The organism is Rathayibacter sp. Leaf185 (assembly GCF_001423885.1).
GTDB lineage: Bacteria > Actinomycetota > Actinomycetes > Actinomycetales > Microbacteriaceae > Rathayibacter.
Window position 1 is genome coordinate 556,707 of the sequence record NZ_LMPP01000001.1, and the last position, 21,914, is coordinate 578,620.

Sequence of the window (21,914 nt, forward strand, 5' to 3'; positions counted from 1 at the left end):
TCCGCAGGGCAGCGGCGGAGGCGTCGTGAAACGTTTTATGCTCGAAGTCCGGCGGACGACGCGGCCCGGCCCCGTCGCTCCTGAATCTCGATCACGGAAGGGACGTCGCACGGATGATGCACTACGGAGGCGACTACAACCCCGAGCAGTGGGACGAGGCGACCTGGAGCGAGGACGTCGTCCGCATGCGGGAGGCGGGCGTCACCACGGTCAGCCTCGGCATCTTCGCGTGGGCGCGGATCCAGCCCGACGAGGACACCTTCGACTTCGAGTGGCTCGACCGCGTCATCGACCTGCTGCACGAGAACGGGATCGGAGTCGATCTCGCGACCGCGACCGCGTCGCCTCCGTCGTGGGCCGCGAAGAAGTACCCGGCCCTGCTCCCCCAGGACGAGAACGGCGCCACCTACTGGCCGGGCAGCCGCCAGGCCTACAGCCCGTCCTCGCCCGACTACCGCAGGCTCGCCGCTCGCCTCGTCACTGCGATCGCCGAGCGGTACCACGATCACCCCGCGATCGTCCTCTGGCACGTGAACAACGAGTACGGCTGCCACCTGAACCACGACTACTCCGACAACGCCGCCGTCGCGTTCCGCGCGTGGCTCGAGCGGAAGTACGGCGACGTCGCCGAGCTGAACCGCCGCTGGGGCACGCTCTTCTGGTCGCAGCGCTACGGCTCGTTCGACGAGATCGTGCCGCCGAGGAAGGCGCCGTACAGCCACAACCCCGCCGGCCTGCTCGACTTCCGCCGCTTCACCTCGGACACCCTGCTCGGCCTGTACACGATGGAGCGCGACATCCTCCGCGCCGCGGGTGCGACCCAGCCGATCACGACGAATTTCATGGGCGCGTTCCCTCCACTCGACTACTGGAAGTGGGCCGCCGAGGTCGACGTCGTCAGCGACGACAACTACTTCGACCCCGCCGATCCGGAGTCGTTCCGCGGCGCCGCCTTCACCCGCGACCTGATGCGGTCGCTGAAGCCCGGCCAGCCGTGGCTGCTGATGGAGCAGGCGACCAGCGCGGTCAGCTGGCGCCCGTCCAACTCCCCGAAGGCGCCGGGGCGGATGGCGGCGCTGTCGATGCAGGCCGTGGGCCGCGGAGCCGACGGGATCCTGTTCTTCCAGTGGCGCCAGTCGCGTCGGGGCAGCGAGAAGTTCCACTCGGCGATGCTGCCGCAGGCCGGCACCGACACCCGCACCTGGCGGGAGGTCGTCGAGCTGGGGTCCACGCTCGCCGAGCTGCCGGATCTCGGAGGCACCGCCTCCGGAGCGCGGATCGCCCTCGTGCTCGACTGGGAGAACTGGTGGGCGATCCAGAACCCCGACCACCCCGTCGTGCTCGACTATCTCGACCTGGTGCAGCGCTGGCACGCCGCGTTCCACCGGCAGAACCTCGCCGTCGACCTCGTGCGCGCGACCGACGACCTCTCCGGCTACGCACTCGTTGTGCTCGCCCACTCCTACCTGCTGACCGACGATGCGGCGGTGAACCTGACCTCGTTCGTCGAGAGCGGCGGACGCCTGCTCGTCACCGCCTTCAGCGACGTGGTCGACGAGGACGACGCGTTCCGCGACGGAGGATTCCAGGTGGGGCTGCGCGAGGTGCTCGGGGTGAGCGTGGTCGAGTTCGGCGCGACCGCCTCCGTGAGTGCAGACGGGCCCGTCGGCGCCTTCGAGGGCGGGTTCCTGGCGGAGGAGCTCGTCGAGACGGGCCCGGTGACCGTGCTCGGCCGCTTCACCTCCGGACAGGCCGCCGGAATGCCGGCGCTCACGGCGTGCACCACCGGCTCCGGGACCGCGCACTACCTCGCGACGATCCCCGACGACGCGGGCATGACCGCGCTCACCGGCTGGCTGGCTGCGGAGTCGGGTGTGGAGCCGGTTCTCGCCGCGTCGCCGTGGGTCGAAGCGGCGCGCCGCGGTGACGTTCTGACGGTGATCAACCACGGCGCCGAGCCGGTCGACGTGGCCGTGTCCGGCTCGGACGTGCTCACCGGAGCCCCCGTCGAGTCGCTGCGCCTCGAGCAGTACGGCTGGGCACTGGTGCGCGAGTCGGGACCCGCCGCCTAGCGAGCACTGCCGAGTCCGGCCCCCCGTCGGGTGCGGAGGATCTCGGCGAGCAGCGCGAGTTGAGCCGGGTCCTCCAGCGCCGAGCCGACGGCTGCGACCCGCACCCCCGCATCGAGGAAGGCCGAGACGTTCCCGGCCCCCAGCCCGCCGGTCGCGACGAAGCGCACATCGGGGAACGGACCTCTGATGTGGCCGAACCAGCCGACGCCGAGCCACTCGGCGGGGAAGGCCTTCATCCATCGCAGCCCCCTGGCGTAGGCGAGCTGCACCTCCCCGGGGGTCGCGACCCCGGGGAGGACGGGCATGCCGAGCGCCTCGGCCTCGTCCACGATCGACGGGTCGAAGCCCGGCGCGACGACGAACGACGCCCCCGCATCGGACGCGATCCTCACCTGCTCGCGGGTCAGCACGGTGCCGGCGCCGACGCTCTTCCCCTGCGCGGACGCACGCCGCACCACTTCACGCAGCGCCTCCTCGTCCTCCGCGCTCTGGATGGTGACCTCCACCGAGTCGATCCCGAGATTCCAGGCGGTCTCGGCCAGGCGCACGGCGCGATCGGTGCCGGTGCCGCGGAGGATGGCCATGATCGGGCTGTCGGCGAACGCGCCGTCGAACCAGGAGCCGGTCACGGTCATCGGCCGATCCTCTCGCGCAGGGCAGCGCTCTCGTGCAGTGAGTCGCCCGTCGTCCTCAGCGTCAGTGCCGCGCGGAGGTGCCCGCTCCGCAGCCTGTCGGCCACTGGAGCGCCCGACAGGCGGGCGGCCAGGTACCCTCCCGCGAACGCGTCCCCCGCACCGACCGCATCGACGACGTCGACCCGCTCCGACGGCTCGAACGTCGCCTCGCCACCGAGGAAGGCCGTGGCTCCTACCTCGCCGTCCTTGACGATCACCTCCGGCACATCGGGGAAGCGACGCCGGACGTCGAGAGCGCTCGGTGTGGCCCAGAGCTCCTCCGCTTCGTCACGGCCGGTGAAGAGGACGTCGGCACGGCGCGCGAGCGCGTCGAGCGCCGGAGCCGCGCCTCCCGGCCGCCACAGGGAGGCCCGATGATTCATGTCGATGCTGATGGTCACTCCTGCCCTCCGGGCACGATCGATGAGGTGGTCGAGAAAGGCCGCGGCGGTGGAGGACAGCGCCGCGGTGATCCCGGACACGTGCAGGATCCCGACACCGTCGAGGCCGACCAGCCCGACGTCCTCGACCGACAGGTGCGAGGCCGCCGAACCGCGTCGGTGGTAGACCACGCCTCGGCCGGGATCCTTGACGTAGAGGCCCGTCGGACGGTCGCTGTCGTAGACGACGCCCGAGACGTCGATGCCGCGAGCGGCCAGCTGCGCGGCCACCCGACGACCCAGCGCGTCGTCGCCGAGTCGGCTGAACCACCGCGCTTCGTGTCCGAGAGCCGCGACGTGCGCGGCGACGTTCGACTCGGCGCCCCCGGCGTCGACGAGGAAGACCTCGGCCTCCTCGACGCGCTCGGCCCTCACGGGAGCGATCATCGCCATGGTCTCGCCGACGGCGAGCAGGGCGCCGTCCTGGGCCCACCGAGCCGCCACGGTCTAGCGCAGCCCGGAGACCGGGGCGGTGTCCATGTCGTCGAAGGCCTGGTTCTCGCCCGCCATCGCCCAGACGAAGGAGTACGAGGCGGTTCCGACTCCGGAGTGGATCGACCAGCTCGGGGAGAGGACGGCCTGCCGGTCCGCCACCACGAGGTGGCGCGTCTCCTCGCGCTCACCGAGCAGATGGATGACGCGGGCGTCGTCGGCGACGTCGAAGTACAGGTAGCACTCGGTGCGGCGGTCGTGCGTGTGCGCCGGCATCGTGTTCCACATCGACCCGGGGTGCAGCTGCGTGACGCCCATCACGATCTGGCACGAGCGGACCCCGTTCTCGTGGATGTACTGGTTGAGGGTGCGCCGATTCGACGTCATCGGGTCGCCGAGCTCGCGCACGGTTCCTCCACCCGGGGCGACGAGCACTGTCGGATAGGTCGTGTGCGCGGGCGCGGAGAACAGGTAGAACTGCGCGCCCGATCCCGCCTCCGCATCGGCGAAGACGACCTCGCGGATCCCGCGGCCGAGGTAGAGGCACGCCCCCTTCACGAGCGTGTGGACCTCCCCGTCGGCGGTCACCGAGCCCGTTCCGCCCACGTTGACGATGCCGAGCTCTCGGTGCTCGAGGAAGTAGTCGCTCCGGATCTCGGGGTAGCCGGTCAGGGTCAGCTCCGACCCGGCGGGCTCGGCGCCCCCGAGCACGATGCGGTCGTGGTGGGTGTAGGTGACCCGGATCTCGCCCGCGACGAAGACGTCCGGCACGAGATAGTTCGTGCGCAGGTCCTCGGTGGTCATCCCGGGGACCTGGGCGGGGTTGGTGGCGTAGCGCTGCTGCATGACTGCTCCTGGAAGCTGAGGGGTGGAGGGGGTCAACGGACGAGCCAGCCGCCGTCGACGGGGATGACGGCGCCGGTGACGTAGGCGGACGCCGGCGAGGCGAGGAAGACGAAGACGCCCTGCACGTCGGCGGGCTCGCCCCACCGCCCGGCGGGGATGCGGGCGACGATGGACTTCTCGCGTTCGATGTCGGCGCGGAGCCCCGCCGTGTTGTCGGTGGCCATGTAGCCCGGCGCGACCGCGTTCACCGTCACTCCGCCCGACGCCCACTCGTTGGCGAGCGCCTTGGTGAGCCCGGCGACAGCGTGCTTGGACGCCGCGTACGCGGGCACCAGGATGCCGCCCTGGAACGAGAGCATGGAGGCCACCGTGATGATGCGTCCCGAGCCCTGGAGCAGCATCTGCCGTCCTGCGGCCTGCGAGAGGTGGAAGACGGAGTCGAGGTTGACGCGCAGCACCTCGCTCCAGTCGTCGGGTGCGTAGTCGACGGCGGGGGCGCGCCGGATCGTGCCGGCGTTGTTCACGAGGACGTCGAGGCGCCCGTACTCGGCGACGACCGCGGTCACGGCCGAGGCGAGGTCATCGGGCGAGGCCGTCGCGAAGTCGCAGCGCAGCTCGAGCACACGGCGTCCGAGTCCGCGGATGAGCGCAGCGGTCTCGGTCGCTTCGCTGCGATCCAGCATTGCGATGTCGGCGCCGGCCTCGGCGAGCGCGAGGGCGGCACTCCGACCGAGGCCTCGGCTCGACCCCGTGACCAGGGCGACCCGGCCGTCGAGTCTGAAGGAGTCGAGGATCATGGGCGGACCTCCGGAGGGTCGGTGAAGACGGTGGTCAGCTCGCCGATCCCGGCGACGCGCACCGTGACCGAGTCGCCGGACGCGATCGGGCGGTGGGCGGCCTGGGCGTCGGGGAGCTTCTGGGGCGTGCCCGTCGAGATGACGTCGCCGGGGCGGAGGGTCATGACCGTGCTGAGGTAGTGGACGATGAAGGCGACGCTGAAGATCGTCGTCGAGGTCGACTGCGAGACCGTCACCCGACCGTCGCGGACGACCTCCACCACGAGGTCCTGCGGATCCGGCACGTCGTCAGCAGTGACGATCCACGGGCCGAGGGGGGCGAAGCCGTCGAAGCACTTGCCCATCGTCCACTGGCTCTGCCGACGCTGCCACGACCGGTCCGACACGTCGTTGAGGAGGGTGTAGCCGCCGATGCAGGACAGGGCGTCCTCGATCGGGACCGCGTGCGCGGTCCGGGCGATGACGACGGCGATCTCGCCCTCGTAGTCGACGTCCTCCGCCACCGCGGGGATCGCGACCGCGTCGCCGGGGCCCGCGAGGGTGTTCGGAGTCTTGACGAACACGTCGGGGAAGTCCGGATCGCCCAGGCGCGGGTCCTGCCCGTCCGGCACGTGCCCCCGGTAGTTGTAGCCCAGGCACAGCATCGTGCCGGGGCGCACCGGTGGGGCGAGGTCGAGTCCGGCGAGGGCGGGCGATGCCGCGCTCGCCCTCTCGGCCGCCCGGCGAGCCGCGGTGCGGGCGTCGGGGTCGGACATCACGTCGACGGTCGTGTGCCCGCCGGGCACCTCGACGACGCGATCCGTGCCGTCGACGTCGACCACCACTCCCGTGCGCTCTCCGCCGGGTGTGCGGATGCTGACGAGCCTCACCAGTGCGTCACCCACTCCGGGTCCTCGATCCGCACGAGTGCCTCGAGGTAGAAGTAGTCGCCCCAGAGCGTTCCCTCGTCGACCCCGACCTGCTTCGGCAGGTCGTAGACGCCGTGCAGCAGGAGCGCGTCCGAATCGGAGGGGCTCTCCGGCGTGCATCGTGCGATGAGGGCGGCGACGAGGCGGTGCGCCGCCTCGGTCGCGGTCCTCGCGCGCTCGGTGTCCGGCTCGAGGCCGGCGAGTTCCAGCAGACCGCAGGCGGCGATCGCCGCGGCCGAACTGTCGCGGGGGGCATCGCTCCCGTTCGTGTAGACGAGGTCCCAGTAGGGCACGTCGTCGTCGGGGAGGTGCGCGAGGAAGTACCTCGCACAGCGCCACGCCGCCTCGCGGAGACCGGGATCACCGGTCGTGCGCGCACCGATGGCGAATCCGTAGACACCCCACGCCTGACCCCGCGCCCAGCAGGAGTCGTCGAAGGCGCCCTGCTCGGTCGCCCCGCGGAGCGGACGTCCCGTCTCGACGTCCCAGTAGAAGGTGTGGAACGTCGTGTCATCGGGCCGGAGGATGTGCGCCCGCAGCTGCTCGGTGTGCCGTCGCACCGCGTCGGCGTACCGCCGATCGCCCGTCTGCTCGAACGCCCACGTCAGCAGCGGCATGTTCATCAGGCTGTCGATGATCGTCCGGCCGGCCTGAGTCGGATCGCGGAGGTCGCCCCACGCCTGGATGATGCCCGCCGGTTCGAGGAATCGCGTCATCAGGTGGTCGGCCGCGAGGAGGGCCGCAGCCCTCGCATCGTCCCTGATCGCGGGGGTCGAGCCCATCCGCGACGCCGTCACGGACCCGAGGCTGTACAGGAAGCCGAGATCGTGGGTGTCGAGGTCGATGCCCTCTCGGACGCGATGGGCGAAGTCGCCCGCGTGCGCCTCCGCGGCCGACCGGAACGCCTCGTCGCGCGTCGACTCCCAGGACAGCCACTGCGCGCCGGGCCAGAAGCTGGTCGTCCACCCCCTGTTGCCGCCCTGCGCGATGCCGCCGGCTGCCGGACGGGGGAGGTAGCGGCCGTCGACGGTGGTGTCGTCGGGGTAGGACGCGCCCCACGCGGCCATGTTGCGTCGTACGGTGTGCAGGGCGGCCTCGAGTGCCGCGGGAGCATCGACCGCGACTGCTGCACCGGGAGAGGCCGGGAGGGACTGGTGACTCATGAGATGGCGTCCTTCGTCGTGGGTGATCCGGAGAGTGCGCGGGTGACGGCGGCCGGAGACCGGAGGCAGTATCGGGAGTTGGTCCAGGCGACGTAGAGCACGGGCGCTGCAGTGAGCCCGAGCGCCAGGGCCGGGACATTGACGAACAGCACGACCTGCACGCCGATCACGGCGATCGACGCGATGCTGAAAGGCCAGCGCCGGACCGACAGCACGAGGCTCGTCCGCAGCACGTCCCGCAGGCGCGCGTCCGGCTGCTCACCGACGGCGACGAGGGCGAGGAGCCCCGTCGCCAGGGTGAGGAAGGCGAGGACGAGGAGCACCGGTACGACGACGACCGACAGAGGCGTCGCCGACAGCATCCGGACATCCACGGCGAGAACGACGAGCACGGCGGTGGCCGATGCCCCGATGAGCAGCGAGCGGCGCCAGAGGAGGCGCCACGCCCGCAAGTACGGACGGACGACCGCCGACGAACCGTCGCTGCTGTCGCGGAAGACCCTGAACAGGGCGGCGACGGCCGGCGCGACCGTCGGCGCCGTCAGGGCGATGAAGGGCCACGACACGGCGGGATCCGTCGTGATGAGGAGCACGACGAGCGGAAGCGCCGCCGCGCAGGTGAGCAGATTGCCCATGAGCCCGAGATAGACGACTCCGAGGATCGCCTCCCAGGTCTGATGCGGAACGCGTCGCACGGTCAGCCCTTCAGTCCGCTGGTGGCGAGACCCTCGACGAAGTACTTCTGGCCGAGGACGAAGATCACCGCGATGGGGATGACCGAGATGGTGAGGCCCGCGAACAGCAGTGCGTAGTTCGTGTCGTAGAGGTTCGAGGCGAAGCTCTTCAGCCCGAGCTGGATCGTCCAGAGGTCCGGGTTGCGGAGGTAGATCAGCGGACCGAGGTAGTCGTTCCACGTGTTGACGAAGGTGAGCAGAGTGAGGCTCGCCAGGGCCGGGACGGACAGGGGCAGCATGATCCGTCGCCAGATGCCGTAGTCGCTGAGCCCGTCGAGCCGCGCGGCCTCGCTCAGCTCGTCGGGGATCGTCTCGTAGTACTGCTTCATCAGGAACACGCCGAACGCGCCGAACGCCTGGAGCAGGATGATCGCCCACAGAGTGTTCGACACCTTCAGATTCGACAGCAGGATGAACTGCGGGATCATGTACGACTGCCACGGCACGGCGATGGTGCCGATGTACACCAGGAAGAGGGCGTCGCGCCCGGGGAAGCGGATCTTGGCGAACCCGTAGGCGGCGAAGGACCCGGTGAGCACCTGGAGGAAGGTGACGGCGGTCGCCAGGAGCAGGGAGTTGCGGATCCACGTCAGCATGTCCGCGAGCTGCAGGATGTCGATGTAGTTGCTGAAGACGAACGTCTCGGGCAGCCACACGATGGGTACGGAGAAGACCTCGTTCGGAGACTTGAGCGAGCTCAGCACCATCCAGATGAACGGCGTCAGCAGACCGACCGCGAACACGAACAGGCCGAGGTAGCCGAGGACGCGGCCGAGGGTGCGCCGGTCCGGCGCGCCGCGTCGGCGGGCGGGCAGGGGCTCCGGGTTCTCCGCGAGGTCGCGGAGAGCCCGTCGGTCGTCGGTGGGGACGAGGAGTTCGGACATCAGACGCTCCGTTTCTTGTTCCAGAGGAACTGCGCGATCGTGACGACGATGCAGAGGAAGAACAGGGCGACGGCCGCCGCCGACGCATAGCCGAACTGCGACTCCTCGAAGCCCTTCCGGTAGATGAACTGGGACAGGACCGACGTCGACTGCCCCGGCCCGCCGTCGGTCATGACGAGGATCAGATCGAAGATCTTGAAGGAGTTGATGGTGAGGATGACCGTGACGAAGAACATCGTCGGGCGCAGGCAGGGCAGGGTCACGTTGAAGAAGCGCTGCACGGCGTTCGCACCGTCGACGCGGGCGGCCTCGTGCAGCTCGCGCGGTACCGTCTGGAGCCCCGCGAGGAACAGGATCATGTAGTAGCCCATGTCCCGCCAGGTGCTGACGATGACGACGGCGGGCATGGCCCACTCCGACGAGGTCAGCCAGCCGGGGGGATCCGTGAAGCCGATGGCGCGCAGCGCCTCGTTGATCGGCCCGGAGTCGGGACTGAAGAGCAGGTTCCACACCACCGCGATCGCGACGATCGACGTGATGTACGGGAAGAACGCGGCGGTCCTGAAGAACGCGACTCCGCGCAGCTTGTTGTTCAGCAGCAGTGCGAGTCCGAGCGAGACGGCGATGGTCAGCGGGATGTGCAGGACCGAGTAGTAGATCGTGTTCCCGAAGGCGATGCGGAAGCTGCCGTCGCTCAGGAGACGGGTGAAGTTGTCGAACCCGATCCAGTCGGCCTTGCCGAAGACGTTCCAGTTGGTGAACGCCATGTAGAAGAGGATGAGCACGGGCAGCAGGGTCAGGAACCCGAAGCCGATGAAGTTGGGGAGGATGAAGCTCCACCCGATGAGGGCGTTTCGCCGCCGCAGCGCCGACCGGCGCTTGCGCACGGGAGGCGGTGCGGTCGAACCGACCTCCGGGATGGTGGTGGACATCAAGACTCCTCGTCGAGTGTGAAGAAGGGGGGTGCGGTGGCCGGCGTCGCGGCCGGCCACCGCCGGGTGGCCCTCACGGGCCCTCTCAGGTCAGTCCGTGCCCACCTCGCTGGCGACACGGTCCTGCGCGGTCGAGACGGCGTCGCTGACCGACTCCGATCCCGACATCACGCCGGTGTGGAGGTCGCCGAGGATGGTCTGGACGGCCGCGGTCTTGCTCGAGGTCGGGTTCTCGGGCTTCGTGTCGTGCGTCGAGACGGCGAAGCGGGAGAGCTCGTCGGTCGGCACACCGGGTGTGGCGAAGAAGGTCTCGGCGACCTCGTCGTCGAGCAGTGCCGGCGTGATCGCGATCTCGGCGAGACGCTCCGCCGCGTCCGCGCTGGCCGCATAGGCGAGGAAGTCCTTCGCGGCCTGCGTCTTGGAGTCGTCGATGTTCGCGTTGATGCCGAATCCGGTCGGGTCGCCGAACGTCACGGGGGTCTCGTCGAGACCGGTGGTGGACTCGTCGTACTGGGGGGCCGGAGCGATGCCCCAGTCGAAGTCCTGCGCTTCGCCGGAGGCCTGCTGCGCGGTGAGGCTCCCGACGTACCAGGTGCCCATCAGCATCATCGCTGCCTTCTGCGTACCGAATTCCGATCCGTAGCCGAGCTGATTCGCCGTGATCGTGTTGAAGTCGACCTGCGCCTTGTCGTCCTGCAGCGAGAGCGTCCGGTCGTAGTAGGGCTCGAGGTAGTCGAACTCTCCGCTGAGGATGTCGGCGTCGGGCGCCTGCGCGCTCGCGAATCCCTGGACGGTCGACTGCCACCGGTGCAGGTATGCGCCGTAGGCCGTGTTGCCCGCCGCGGTCAGGCCGGCCTTGAGGGCCTCCGCCGCATCGGCGTAGTCGTCCCACGTCCACGAGCCGTCGGGATAGGCGACGCCCGCCGTGTCGAAGAGGGTCTTGTCGTAGTAGAGCACCCAGGAGTCCTGACGGTACGGGACGGCGTAGGCCGATCCGTCGATCTCGTAGGACTCGGTACCGCTGATGCCGTCGGGGAGCTCGATGTCGGAGACGTCGAGCAGCTGCCCGCCCTCCTTGAAGGTCGTGACGTACTTGACCTCCTTCTGCGTGATGATGTCCGGGCCGGACCCGGCCGCGAGGTCCGCGGTCACCAGCGTGTTGTACTCGGCGGGGTCGTACTCCTTGAGCTCGACGGTGACGTCGGGGTACTTCTCGTGGAAGCCGTCGGCGAGGACCTGGAACTCGGGCGTCGTCTGGAGGCTCCACCCGGACACGGTGAGGGTCGCCGGGCCCGAGGCCTCGGACGACGTCCCACTGCTGCACGCCGTGAGGACGAGGGTCGCCGAGACGATGAGAGCCCCGGCGGCTGCGATCTTGCGCTTCATTTCAGTTGCTCCTTTGCAATTGCTCCGGCACCCGACGATGGGCCTCCGGAGACCGACGCTGTCGTCATGACGCGTCGATGGTCTGTGGGGTCGGGAAGGGTCTGCGGGTCGGGAAGATCGGTGCGGGTGCGGACGCCGTCGGCCCAGGTGACGAGCACCGCGGTCCGGTCGTCGCCGAGCACGACGAGGGGAGTCGAGCCGGCAGCGCCGCTGAGTGCCACAGCGGTGAGGGTCCATCGGCCCACTGCGACCGCGCTCTCGAGCGTCGGGACGAAGGAGCGGGCTCCCAGCGGACTGCTCGCCGGCCGTTCGACGACCGTGGCGACGGCCTCGCGGCCCACGGCCTCGACGATGCTCCTGAGGCGGCCGTCGGAGACGGCGGCTGCGCTCTCGGAGACCTCCAGCCCGGTCGCCTCCGTCAGGGCCCAGCCGCCGATCCGCAGCCGCAGGTCCTCGGCACGGAGGCCGGGGGTGAGGGCTCCGATGTGGACGCACCGCACCTCCCACCCGCCGCGGACGATCGACCAGGTGGTGAGGGGGGCGGCGAACGAGGGCTCCCCCGCCAGACCGGAGCCGTGGCCGATCTGGCGATCGTGGAAGTCGATCCAGTGCACCTGCGAGACCGAACCGGCCACTCCGACACGCGTCCCCGACGGGTCGACATCGATCCGCGCCGCCTGCAGTGCCATGGCCGTCCGATGGGTGCTCCGCCCCTCGCGGTCGACGAGCACGACGGACTGCTCCAGAGGCTCGCGCCACGCCTCGGGGTCGAGGAGGGGCGTCGTCGCCGTGGAGTACCCCATCCGGGCGTAGAGCGGCGAGTCGCCCGAGACGGCGTCGGCACGAGCGTGATCGGTGCCGTGGTTGATGACGCGCACCACGCCGTCGGCCTGCGTGCCCGAGACGATCCACCCCGCGGCGGCGACCACGCGCAGGTCGTCGCCTCGCTCGATCGGGAGGGGCTGGGCGTCGGCTGTCCAGACCGGGTGATCGGCCGGCAGCGCGACGCCCAGCAGCCCCTTGACCGCCCAGTAGGGCGAGGCCGGACCGGAGTAGCTCTGCGCCAGGGCGGGCCAGGCGCCGTGCCATCCGAGCGTCAGCAGCCCGTCGGGATCGGGCGCCCCGCGATCGACGAAGTGCGCGACGACCGCGGAGGCCGCTCGCCGCAGCGTGCCGGCACTCGTCGAGGGGACACCGGCGATGACGCCTGCCCAGAAGGGAGCGGCGGCGGCGAAGCGGTAGATGAGGCTCCGGCCCTGGAAGAGCGGCGAGCCGTCGGCGCCGACGAGGGCGACGGCGTCGAGGAGGTAGCGGTCGAGAGCCGCCGTGTCGGAGGGCCCGCGTCCTTCAGCGAGTTCGGAGGCTCCCCGCATGCGCGCCCACAGCACCGGGTAGACGTGCAGCGCCCAGCCGACGTAGTGGTCGAACGACCGCTCGTCGCCATCGGACGACCATCCGTCGGACCGCGAGAACGAGTCGTGCCGCGCGAGGTCGGCTGCGATGTCGGACGCCGACCACGGCCCGCCCACCGAGCGCAGGAAGGTCTGCACCACGAGCCGGAACCACACCCAGTTGGTCTGCGGGTAGGTGTCGTCGCCGACGGCCGGCGAGAAGTACGCGATGACCCGCTGCTGCGTGGTCGCGTCGAGTCGATCCCAGATCCAGGGGCGGGTCATGTCGAGGGCGAGCGCGATCGAGGCCGCTTCCACCTTCGCCTGCGCGTGCTCGTCGAGCCGCACCCACCGGCCGGCATTCGCGGGATCGACCCCGGCGCGAATACCGCGGCTGTAGTCGGCGATCAGCCGGTCGAGGCCCTGTCCGCGCTCGCCGACGATGCGGAGACCGGCGAGCAGGAACGTCCTCGCGAATCCCTCGAGGCCGTCGACGTCGGCACCGTAGCCGCCCTCCTCACCCGGAAGAGAGATCCGCGCGAAGTCGGGCGAGGCCCACGGTTCGACGGCCGAGAGCAGGCGGTCCGCGAGCGCCACCCACTGCTCCCTGCGCCAGTCGACAACGAGCACGCGATTCTCCTTTGAATGAGCAGAACGACAGTCAGACTCGCTCTAGCAGGGAGATTATCAACGGGTTCCGTCCATTGCAAGACAATTCGATCACGCATATGATCGTTTGTGATCGCTTGAGCACGGAAGCCGCCTCGGAGGGACTTGATCATCGTCACGACATCATCGGAGCCCAGGCTCCGGCCACTGATCGACGTCCTCGCCCATCAGCTGGGTGGGCCCGGGACCGAGTGGGAGTCCGCTCTCGCCCGCGCGCTCCCCTCGCCCGCAGCGTCACTCCCCGTGGCTCCGGCGACCGACCGGGAGGTCTGGGGGCCGACGGGCCGGGCCGACTCGGCGACCGTGCACGGCGTTCTCGCTCGCGCCGAAGCGGAGCGCGCCGCTCCCTGGCCCCAGCCCCTCGCCAGCCAGGCGGCCCGCGTTCATCGTGACGGGAACCGGGAGGAGTGGGAGAGCGCCGCCTTCGAACGACAGCGCCGACTGACCCGCGCGACCGTGGCAGCGGCGCACACGCTCGACGACGCCTGGATCGACTCCGTCGCCGACGGCGTGCAGCTCCTGTGCGAGCAGTCGTCGTGGTGCTGGCCCGCTCACGACGACACCCGAGAGCGCCACGGTGCCGTTCTGGCGACGGTCTCCGCACCGTTCCTCGACCTCGGCGCGGGCGAGATCGCCGCGCAGCTCGCGTGGATCGACCACCTCCTCTCCGATGCTCTCGACGACCGGTATCCGGGGCTCCGCGCGCGCATGCGGACCGAGGTCCGCACCCGGGTCATCGATCCCTTCCTGACTCGACGCGACTGGCACTGGATCGGCCTGGACGGCGACGTCCACAACTGGAACCCGTGGATCCACGGCAACGTCGTGACCGCGGCGCTGCGACTGCTCGACGGCCCCGACGACACCGGCGTGCGCGGAGAGACGATCGCGCTCGCTCTCGACGGGCTCGACCGCTACGTCGCGGCGCTGCCGAGCGACGGCGCGATCGACGAAGGGTTCGGCTACTGGTGGAACGGTGCCTGCCGCGCGCTGGAGACCCTCGATCTGCTGGCCGTCGTCACGGACGGCGTGCTCGATCCGAGTGCCCGGATCGAGGCACTGCGGGAGACCGTCGCCTTCCCGCACCGCAGCCACCTCGGTGGTCCCTGGTACGTCAACTTCGCGGACGGCCAGGCCCGGCCCGCGCGCGACCAGCCCTGGCACGCGCTCCACCGCGCTGCACATCGTGTGGGTGACAGCGCCGCGGCGGCGCACGCCGCGTGGCACCGGATCGCCGGGACGGCCGCGGCGTCCGAGGTCGAGGGCCTCGGACGCCTGCTGAGGGGCATGACGGACGCGGCGTGGCTCGGCGCCACAGGAGCGCCGCCCCTCCCCCGCGACGTCGTGCTGCCATCGACGCAGACCCTGCTCGCGCGGCAGAGCACAGGCCGTGCCGACGGTCTCACCCTCGTGGTGAAGGGCGGCCACAACGGCGAGAACCACAATCACAACGACGTCGGCTCCTTCATCGTCGCCTCCGACGGCGTGCCGGTGATCGTCGACGCCGGGCGTCCCACCTACACGAAGCAGACCTTCGGGCCCGACCGGTACGACATCTGGACCATGCAGAGCGACTGGCACAACGTGCCCGAGATCCGGGGCGCCTCTCAGCCTGCGGGTGAGACGTGGGCGGCGGCGGACGTCACCGTGCAGGTCACCGACGCCGCCACGTCGCAGGAGCTCGAGCTCGCCGGCGCGTACGACGTCGAGGGTCTGCGCAGCTGGCGTCGTCGCGCCCTGCTCGACCGCCTCGGGCGCCGCGTGCAGGTGCTCGACGAGTGGGACCTCGCCCCCGCCGGGGAGACGTCCGCCCCGACGTCGCTGCACCTCCTCCTCGCCGGCGAGGTGTCGCTGCACCCCGGTGGTGCGCGGGTGGTGCCGCTGGCGTCGGCGCCGCCGGTACTGTTGCGATGGCCGGACGACATCGAGGCCTCTGCAGAGATCCGGCCGCTCGACGATCCGCTGCTGCGAGACGTGTGGGGGCCGCAGCTGGTCCGACTCACACTCCCCGTGGCGGGCCGGACGAGGGCGTCTCTCACGATCGAGGTGGCCGACGACGGGTCCCGGGGCGCGATGCCGGAGGGGGAAGAGCGATGACAGACCAGTTGCAGCATCCGCTCCTCGCCGCCAAGCGCAGAGAGCTCGTGCTCAGCGCCCTGGCCCGCGACGGTGTGGTCAGGGTGTCGCAGTTGCTGGAGGAGCTCGGCGTCGCCCCGGTGACCCTGCGCCGCGACCTCGCGCAGATGGAGCGTGAGGGCCTGCTCAGCAGGGTGCACGGTGGCGCCGTGGCCGCCCCCGGAGCTCCCGCCCTCTCCGACGTGGTGGCGGCGCCTCTCCCCGATGTCGACGCGGGTGCCATCGCGGTGCTCGTGCCGTCGTTGAACTACTACTGGCCCGGGGTCGTGCAGGGCATGAAGGCCGAGGCGCGCCGCCTGGGCCTGCGGCTCCTGCTGCGGGGTGCGTCCTACGAGCTGCAGGACGAACGGCCCGTGCTCGAACGACTCGTGTCGACGGAGGACGTGCGCGGCATCATCGTGGCTCCGAACACGGACACCGCCCACGCGCAGGAGGTCATCCAGTGGTTGCACGAGTGCGGCGTGCCCAGCGTGCTCGTCGAGCGCGATGCGGTGTCCTACCCCGAGGGAGCACCCGTGGAGTCGGTGGTCACCGACCACGCTCTGGGCGCTGTCCTGGCGGCCCGACACCTCGCGGCGCTGGGGCACACGCGCGTGGGCCTGGTCCTCTCCCGCAATTCACCGACGTCGCGCAAGATCTCCTCGGGTTGGCACACGGCGTGCGCGGAGCTCGGGCTGACGCCGGGCCGCGCGATCGAGGAGATCCTCCCGGATCGCACGAGCGCCGAGTTCCCCAGCGTCGTGGATCACACCCTCGACGCGGTCCTGAGGAGCGGCACGACCGGCCTGCTCGTGCACTCCGATCCGGAGGCGATGGCGATCGTCGATCTCGCGCTGAACCGCGGGATCTCGGTGCCCGATGACCTCTCGATCATCGCCTACGACGACGAGGTCGCCCACTTGTTCAGTCCCGCTCTCACGGCCGTGAGCCCACCCCGGGCGACCGTCGGACAGGCGGCCGTCGATCTGCTGAACAGGCGGATCAGCTCGCCCGATCGACCCGTGCACCGCGTCGTGATCAGCCCGTCGCTGATGGTGCGCGAGAGCACGGCTGCGCCCGGAGAGCCCCGAGGAGACGCGCCGACGCGATAGGGGGAGCGGCTCCGTCAGCTCCCCGCCTGCACCGCGTGCAGCGTCGCGTAGCGACCCCGCGCCACCAGCAGCTCGGCGTGCGAGCCCACCTCGACGACGCTCCCGTGCTCGAGCACCACGATGCGGTCCGCCGACCGGATCGTGGACAGCCGGTGCGCGACGACCAGCGTCGTCCGGCCCCGCATCAGCCGCTCGAGGGCCTCGCGCACGAGCGCCTCCGACTCGGGGTCGAGCGCGCTCGTCGCCTCGTCGAGCACCAGCACGCGCGGGTTGCGCACCAGCGCCCGCGCGATCGCGATCCGCTGCCGCTGCCCGCCCGAGAGCCGCGCCCCGCGCTCGCCGACAACGGTGTCCCAGCCCTCGGGCAGCGCGTCGACGAAGTCGAGCGCGTTCGCGTCCCGCAGCGCCCCGGTGATCCGCTCGTCGCCGACCGCGCCCAGCCCGTAGGCCACGTTCTCGCGGATCGAGCCCTCGAACAGCACCGAGTCCTGCGGCACGACCGACACGAAGCGGCGCACGCTCCGCAGGTCCAGCGACTCCGCATCGCGCCCGTCGAGCAGGATGCGCCCGCGCGTCGGCCGGAGGAACCCGAGCACCAGGTTGAGCATCGTCGACTTGCCCGAGCCCGAGGATCCGACGAACGCGATCGTCTCGCCCGGCTGCACGTCGAGCGAGACGTCGTCGATGGCGATGGTGTCGGAGTCGTACCGGTAGCCCACGTGGTCGAGGCGGATCGCGCCGCGCAGCTCGTCGACCCGCGCCTTGCCCTCGTTGTGCTCGAGGTCGGGATCCTCGAGCAGCTCGCCGATCGAGCGCACCGACTCGGTGCCGCGCGCGATGATCGGCAGCAGCATCAGGAGGTTCGTCACGGCTCCGGTGAGCAGCGCGAAGCAGGAGCTGAGCAGCACCACCTGGCCCGCCGTGATCGGGACCCAACCGCTGATCGACGCCCAGGCCGCGGCCACGAGGCACGCGACTCCGAGCAGCTGCAGCCCCACCCACGAGAGCGACGCGAAGCGCCCGTTGAGCAGGTCGAGGCTGTAGCCGGCCGAGCGCACGCCCTCGGCGCCCGCCGCGACCCGGTCGACGGCGGTGCTCTCGAGTCCGTGCGCGCGGGTGATCGGGATCAGCGTCGCCATCTCGCCCACCCGTGCCGAGAACTGCTCGACCTCGCGCCGGAACAACTCGTTGCCCTGCCGCGAGCGCTTGGTCAGGAACGCGCGCAGCAGCACCGCGAGCGGGATGGCGAGCGCGTAGACGGGGAGGAACTCGGGCACGTTCAGCGCGGTCATCACCAGGGCGCCGATCGCGACCATCACGGCCGAGAGCAGCGGATGCGCGACCTGCTGCAGCATCGTCTCGATGTTCTCGACGTCGCGCACGACCTTGGTCTGCACGATCGACGAGCTCGCCCGGGTGTGGAAGCCGATCGACAGGTTCTGCAGCCGCGCCGCGAGCGCGTTCCGGAGGTCCTTGCCGGTCTGGCGCACCGAGCTCATGTAGAGCCGGGTGTACATCACGTGGTTCGGGTAGTTCTGCAGCAGCGCGAGCAGCGCGATCGCGGTCCAGAGCCAGAGCGTCGAGGAGGGTCCGCCCGCCACGACGACATCGACGATCGCGCCGGTGACCACGGGCAGCAGCCAGAGCGGAGTGTCCTTCACGGCGAAGAAGAGGACCGCGACGGTGATCCGTCCGCGGTAGCGGCCGAGCAGCCGGAGGGACGAGCGGGCGGGCCGGCGCCGGTCGATCCCGATCGGTGCGAGGGACGGGCGGGCTTGCCTCACGAGGGGATCGTCTCCGATTCGACACCTCCGACGGCGGCTCCGTCGGCGTGGTCGCAGGCGACGCTACTCGCGATCCCGATGGCGGGCAAGCGTTTTCCGAGCTAGGGTTCCCAGAGCGCCGGCACGCGCCGACGCCCTGATCGCGAGGACGCCCATGGACGCCGACACCCTCCCTCCGCTGCGCGTCGGTATCATCGGCACCGGCGGGGTCGCCCACCTGCACGCCGCCGCACTGACCGGTCGCGACGACACCCGAATAGTCGCGGCCATCGACACCGACGCCGAGCGCGCGGGCCGGTTCGCCGCGCAGTACGGCATCCCCGCCTCCGGCACCTCGTTCGCCGAGCTCCCCGAGGTCGACGTGCTGCACCTCTGCACGCCGCCCGGAGTGCACGCCGAGCAGGCCGAGGCGGCCTTCGCCCTCGGCGCGCACGTCGTCGTCGAGAAGCCGCCGGCCCTCTCGCTCGCCGAGGTCGACCGGATGCTCGCCGCCGCCGAGCGCGCGGGCCGCCGCCTCGCCGTGGTGTTCCAGCAGCGCACGGGCACCGCCGCCGCCCATGTCCGCGGCCTGCTCCGCACCGGGGCGCTCGGCCGCCCGCTCGTCGCGCGCTGCGACACCCTCTGGTACCGAGACGACGAGTACTTCGCCGTCCCGTGGCGCGGCCGGTGGGACACCGAGGGCGGCGGCACCACCTTCGGCCACGGCATCCACCAGCTCGACCTGCTCGCGCACCTGCTCGGAGACGTCGACGAGGTGACCGGCCAGGCCTGGCGCGTCGGCCGTGAGATCGAGACCGAGGACGTCTCGACCGCCGTGCTCCGCTTCGCCTCGGGAGTCGTCGCCTCCGTGCTCACGAGCGCCGTCTCGCCGCGGCAGTCGAGCTCGATCCGCATCGACACCGAGCGCGCGACCGTCGAGCTCGAGCACCTCTACGGCCACGGCCACGACCACTGGCGGATCACGCCGGCGCCCCACGTCGATCCCACCGAGGCCGCCGGCTGGGCGTTCCCGGCCGACGAGGTCGCGAGCGGGCACCAGCCCTACCTCGACGCGGTCTACACGGCACTGCGCTCCGGCGCTCCCCTGCCCGACGTCGCCGACGAGCCGACCCGCTCCCTCGAGATCGTCGAGGCCCTCTACCTCTCGACGCAGAGGGGCGGCGCGGTGCGGATCGCGGAGCTGCGCGAGGATCCCCGCCTGCGGTCGGCCGTGCGCGCCGACGTGGTCGATCTGCGTCCGGAGGCGCGGCCGTGATCCTCCAGGACGGCGTCGCCGTGCTCGTCACCGATGACCCCGGCACTCCGGCGCGCGACTCCCCCCGGCCCTATCTGCATCCGCTGCGGACGCCCGGCGGAGTCGTCGTCTCGGACCTCCGCCCGCCGGATCACGACTGGCACCTGGGCCTCTCGCTGACGGTCTCGAACGTGAGCATCGGCGACGAGCCGCAGGACGCGAACTTCTGGGGCGGCGTCACCTGGGTGACCGGCGAGGGCTATCGCCAGCTCGACAACAACGGCTCGCAGCGCGTGCTCGAGCAGCACGGCTCGACCCTGAGCCTGGGCTGGTTCGACGCCGGTGGTCGGCTGCTGCTGCGCGAGAGGCGCCGCCACCGCGTCGAGCGGCCGGCCGACGGAGTCGCGGTACTCGGCATCGAGAGCGAGTGGACCCCCGAGGTCCATGGCCTCCACTTCGGGTCGCCGACCACCGCGGGCCGCCCCGACGCGGGGTACGGCGGGCTGTTCCTCCGCCTGGCACCCGCGTTCGCCCGCGCGAGAGTCCTGTCGCCGAGCGGAGAGACGACCGCCGACGAGGCCCGCGGCGCAGACGCCCCGTGGCTGGCCCTCGCGACCGACGCCGCGACCGTGGCGATCGCCGCCTCCGCGACGAACCCCGTCGCTCCGTCGCCCTGGTTCGTGCGCACCGACCCGACGCCGATGCTCTGCGCCGCCCCGTTCTTCCACCGCGCCTGGCCCCTCGCCGGCCCGGCCCGCTGGTCGTGGCGCGTGCTGCTCGCCGACAGGCCGCTCGACCCCCAGCAGCTCACCGCCCTCCTCCCCGAGTAGTCGGCCGCACAACGTCAGCTGAGGGTCGTGCTCGCGGCTGATCGTGCGCGACGAGCACTCTCAGCCGACGTTGTGCGCCCCTCCCCGCCGGACCCTTGCGCAATCCCCGCTTGACTCCGCGGAGAACGGCGACGTACTTTAGGGCAAACGCTTTCCCGAAACGTTTCACAGCGTCGCGGGGGTTCGAAACAATGATGTTCTCGAAAGGACGAAGATGTTCCGCACACACAGCACCCGCGTCGCAGCCGTGGCCCTGATGGCCTCCGCCGCGCTCGCGCTGACCGCCTGCTCCGGTGGAGGCTCCGGCGCCTCGGCCACGGTGGACCCCGACGAAGAGATCACTCTGAACTACACGTTCTGGGGCAACGACGACCGGGCCGCCCGCTACGACCAGGCCATCGCGCTCTTCGAGGAGGAGCACCCGAACATCACGATCAACTCGACCTTCACCGACTACAGCGGGTACTGGGAGAAGCGCCAGACAGAGGCCGCCGGCGGCGGACTCCCCGACGTGATGCAGTTCGACTACACCTACCTCCGCCAGTACGGCGACAACGGCCTGCTCGGCGACCTGTCCGACTACTTCGGCGGCGCGGTCGACGAGACCACCATCTCCGACGACCTGCTCGCGACCGGCGTGCTCGACGGCGCGACCTACGCGATCCCCACCGGCTACAGCGCCTGGGCGATCTTCCAGAACCAGGACCTCCTGACCGCCAACGGCGTCGAGCCCTACCCCGGAGGCGGCAGCTGGGACGACTACGCGGCCTACGTCGCCGACGTGACCGCCACGACCGGCGGCGCTGTCTACGGAGGCACCGACTACACCGGCCGCATCCAGAACTTCGAGCTGCAGCTGCGCGCCGAGGGCAAGGAGCTGTTCACCGAGGACGGCGAGCTCGCCTTCACCGAGGACGACCTCGCGTCGTTCTGGGAGCAGGGCGACGAGATGCGCACCACGACCGGCGTGCCGGCCGCGCGCCTCCAGGAGCTGCTGCCCAAATCCGGCTTCGGCGCCGGCATCGCCACCAGTGAGATGAGCTGGAGCAACTTCCTCGGCGGCTACATCGGCGACAGCGGCGCCTCCGAGATCCTGATGACCGCCCCGCCCACCGCCGACGAGGGGTCGAAGGACCTCTACCAGAAGGTCGGCCTGATGCAGGCGATCTCGTCGAGCACGGAGCACCCCGAGGCCGCGGCCACGTTCCTCGACTTCCTCATCAACAGCCCCGACGTCGGCGAGATCTTCGGCGCCACGCTCGGCATCCCGGCCTCCTCCGAGCAGCTCGCGGGAGCGAACCTCGAGGGCCCCGACAAGCAGGTCGCCGACTACCTCGACTCGGTCGAGGACCGCATCGGCGAGGCCCCGGCCGCTCCGGTCGCAGGCTACGGCGCCATCGAGGCGAACTTCCTCGACCTCGGCACGAGCCTCGGCCTCGGCGCCGTGAGCGTCGACGAGGCCGTGAAGCAGTTCTTCGACGAGACCGCCGTCACGCTCGACAACTGATCCG

General features: G+C 70.9%; 18 protein-coding genes. 6 read left to right on the top strand and 12 right to left on the bottom strand.

What is annotated here, in order from left to right:
* Nucleotides 1-113: 113 nt before the first annotated feature.
* On the top strand, nucleotides 114-2,072 hold the full coding sequence (locus ASG06_RS02855; RefSeq protein WP_156465832.1) for a beta-galactosidase: 1,959 nt from the start codon (nucleotides 114-116) through the stop codon (nucleotides 2,070-2,072).
* Here the strand turns inward: ASG06_RS02855 and ASG06_RS02860 are convergent.
* From ASG06_RS02860 to ASG06_RS02910, 11 genes are all read right to left on the bottom strand, one after another.
* Complete coding sequence (locus tag ASG06_RS02860; protein WP_056038200.1) at nucleotides 2,069-2,707, bottom strand: bifunctional 4-hydroxy-2-oxoglutarate aldolase/2-dehydro-3-deoxy-phosphogluconate aldolase; 639 nt, start codon at nucleotides 2,705-2,707, stop codon at nucleotides 2,069-2,071. The genes ASG06_RS02855 and ASG06_RS02860 overlap by 4 nt on opposite strands.
* Nucleotides 2,704-3,630 carry a sugar kinase gene (locus ASG06_RS02865; protein ID WP_056038203.1) on the bottom strand — a complete coding sequence of 309 codons (927 nt, stop codon included), beginning with the start codon at nucleotides 3,628-3,630 and terminating at the stop codon, nucleotides 2,704-2,706. The genes ASG06_RS02860 and ASG06_RS02865 overlap by 4 nt, the downstream gene beginning before the upstream one ends.
* A gap of 3 nt (nucleotides 3,631-3,633) precedes the next feature.
* Entirely contained in the window at nucleotides 3,634-4,464 is an 831-nt protein-coding gene (kduI, locus tag ASG06_RS02870) for a 5-dehydro-4-deoxy-D-glucuronate isomerase (protein WP_056038206.1), read from the bottom strand.
* Nucleotides 4,465-4,496: 32 nt separating this feature from the next.
* The gene (locus ASG06_RS02875) at nucleotides 4,497-5,261 is read right to left on the bottom strand and encodes an SDR family oxidoreductase (protein ID WP_056038209.1); all 765 of its coding nucleotides are present in this window, start codon (nucleotides 5,259-5,261) and stop codon (nucleotides 4,497-4,499) included.
* Nucleotides 5,258-6,145 carry a fumarylacetoacetate hydrolase family protein gene (locus ASG06_RS02880; protein ID WP_231727593.1) on the bottom strand — a complete coding sequence of 296 codons (888 nt, stop codon included), beginning with the start codon at nucleotides 6,143-6,145 and terminating at the stop codon, nucleotides 5,258-5,260. Before ASG06_RS02880 ends, ASG06_RS02875 begins: the two co-directional genes overlap by 4 nt.
* Nucleotides 6,127-7,332 carry a glycoside hydrolase family 88 protein gene (locus tag ASG06_RS02885; RefSeq protein ID WP_056038212.1) on the bottom strand — a complete coding sequence of 402 codons (1,206 nt, stop codon included), beginning with the start codon at nucleotides 7,330-7,332 and terminating at the stop codon, nucleotides 6,127-6,129. Before ASG06_RS02885 ends, ASG06_RS02880 begins: the two co-directional genes overlap by 19 nt.
* On the bottom strand, nucleotides 7,329-8,027 hold the full coding sequence (locus tag ASG06_RS02890; protein WP_231727594.1) for a DUF624 domain-containing protein: 699 nt from the start codon (nucleotides 8,025-8,027) through the stop codon (nucleotides 7,329-7,331). The genes ASG06_RS02885 and ASG06_RS02890 overlap by 4 nt, the downstream gene beginning before the upstream one ends.
* Nucleotides 8,028-8,029: 2 nt before the next feature.
* Complete coding sequence (locus ASG06_RS02895) at nucleotides 8,030-8,950, bottom strand: carbohydrate ABC transporter permease (protein ID WP_056038215.1); 921 nt, start codon at nucleotides 8,948-8,950, stop codon at nucleotides 8,030-8,032.
* Nucleotides 8,950-9,882: a carbohydrate ABC transporter permease gene (locus ASG06_RS02900; protein ID WP_056038218.1), complete on the bottom strand. Its 933-nt coding sequence runs from the start codon at nucleotides 9,880-9,882 to the stop codon at nucleotides 8,950-8,952. Before ASG06_RS02900 ends, ASG06_RS02895 begins: the two co-directional genes overlap by 1 nt.
* Nucleotides 9,883-9,972: 90 nt before the next feature.
* Nucleotides 9,973-11,268, bottom strand: a complete 1,296-nt coding sequence (locus ASG06_RS02905; RefSeq protein WP_056038222.1) for an ABC transporter substrate-binding protein — start codon at nucleotides 11,266-11,268, stop codon at nucleotides 9,973-9,975.
* Nucleotides 11,265-13,289, bottom strand: coding sequence for a DUF2264 domain-containing protein (locus tag ASG06_RS02910; RefSeq protein WP_082498891.1), 2,025 nt, complete (start codon nucleotides 13,287-13,289; stop codon nucleotides 11,265-11,267). The genes ASG06_RS02905 and ASG06_RS02910 overlap by 4 nt, the downstream gene beginning before the upstream one ends.
* 144 nt (nucleotides 13,290-13,433) lie before the next feature.
* Here ASG06_RS02910 and ASG06_RS02915 point away from each other — a divergent pair, with 144 nt between their 5' ends.
* Complete coding sequence (locus ASG06_RS02915) at nucleotides 13,434-15,425, top strand: heparinase II/III domain-containing protein (protein WP_056038225.1); 1,992 nt, start codon at nucleotides 13,434-13,436, stop codon at nucleotides 15,423-15,425.
* Nucleotides 15,422-16,555, top strand: coding sequence for a substrate-binding domain-containing protein (locus ASG06_RS02920; protein ID WP_056038228.1), 1,134 nt, complete (start codon nucleotides 15,422-15,424; stop codon nucleotides 16,553-16,555). Before ASG06_RS02915 ends, ASG06_RS02920 begins: the two co-directional genes overlap by 4 nt.
* A 14-nt stretch (nucleotides 16,556-16,569) precedes the next feature.
* On the opposite strand, the gene ASG06_RS02925 is transcribed toward ASG06_RS02920, so the two are convergent.
* Entirely contained in the window at nucleotides 16,570-18,339 is a 1,770-nt protein-coding gene (locus tag ASG06_RS02925; protein WP_056038231.1) for an ABC transporter ATP-binding protein, read from the bottom strand.
* Between the two features lie 154 nt (nucleotides 18,340-18,493).
* On the opposite strand from ASG06_RS02925, the gene ASG06_RS02930 reads away from it, so the two are divergent.
* The 3 genes from ASG06_RS02930 to ASG06_RS02940 all read left to right on the top strand — a co-directional run bounded on the left by ASG06_RS02930 (nucleotide 18,494) and on the right by ASG06_RS02940 (nucleotide 21,910).
* Nucleotides 18,494-19,594, top strand: a complete 1,101-nt coding sequence (locus ASG06_RS02930) for a Gfo/Idh/MocA family protein (RefSeq protein WP_056038233.1) — start codon at nucleotides 18,494-18,496, stop codon at nucleotides 19,592-19,594.
* On the top strand, nucleotides 19,591-20,403 hold the full coding sequence (locus ASG06_RS02935; protein ID WP_056038239.1) for a DUF6807 family protein: 813 nt from the start codon (nucleotides 19,591-19,593) through the stop codon (nucleotides 20,401-20,403). The genes ASG06_RS02930 and ASG06_RS02935 overlap by 4 nt, the downstream gene beginning before the upstream one ends.
* Nucleotides 20,404-20,617: 214 nt before the next feature.
* The gene (locus ASG06_RS02940; protein ID WP_056038242.1) at nucleotides 20,618-21,910 is read left to right on the top strand and encodes an ABC transporter substrate-binding protein; all 1,293 of its coding nucleotides are present in this window, start codon (nucleotides 20,618-20,620) and stop codon (nucleotides 21,908-21,910) included.
* The last annotated feature ends 4 nt before the right edge of the window (nucleotides 21,911-21,914 follow it).

Bases quoted from the DNA above. Each gene is read 5' to 3' on its own strand.
- ASG06_RS02855 (WP_156465832.1), top strand. From the start codon at position 114: ATGATGCACTACGGAGGCGACTACAACCCCGAGCAGTGGGACGAGGCG.
- ASG06_RS02860 (WP_056038200.1), bottom strand. From the start codon at position 2,707: ATGACCGTGACCGGCTCCTGGTTCGACGGCGCGTTCGCCGACAGCCCG.
- kduI (WP_056038206.1), bottom strand. From the start codon at position 4,464: ATGCAGCAGCGCTACGCCACCAACCCCGCCCAGGTCCCCGGGATGACC.
- ASG06_RS02875 (WP_056038209.1), bottom strand. From the start codon at position 5,261: ATGATCCTCGACTCCTTCAGACTCGACGGCCGGGTCGCCCTGGTCACG.
- ASG06_RS02885 (WP_056038212.1), bottom strand. From the start codon at position 7,332: ATGAGTCACCAGTCCCTCCCGGCCTCTCCCGGTGCAGCAGTCGCGGTC.
- ASG06_RS02895 (WP_056038215.1), bottom strand. From the start codon at position 8,950: ATGTCCGAACTCCTCGTCCCCACCGACGACCGACGGGCTCTCCGCGAC.
- ASG06_RS02900 (WP_056038218.1), bottom strand. From the start codon at position 9,882: ATGTCCACCACCATCCCGGAGGTCGGTTCGACCGCACCGCCTCCCGTG.
- ASG06_RS02905 (WP_056038222.1), bottom strand. From the start codon at position 11,268: ATGAAGCGCAAGATCGCAGCCGCCGGGGCTCTCATCGTCTCGGCGACC.
- ASG06_RS02920 (WP_056038228.1), top strand. From the start codon at position 15,422: ATGACAGACCAGTTGCAGCATCCGCTCCTCGCCGCCAAGCGCAGAGAG.
- ASG06_RS02930 (WP_056038233.1), top strand. From the start codon at position 18,494: ATGGACGCCGACACCCTCCCTCCGCTGCGCGTCGGTATCATCGGCACC.
- ASG06_RS02940 (WP_056038242.1), top strand. From the start codon at position 20,618: ATGTTCCGCACACACAGCACCCGCGTCGCAGCCGTGGCCCTGATGGCC.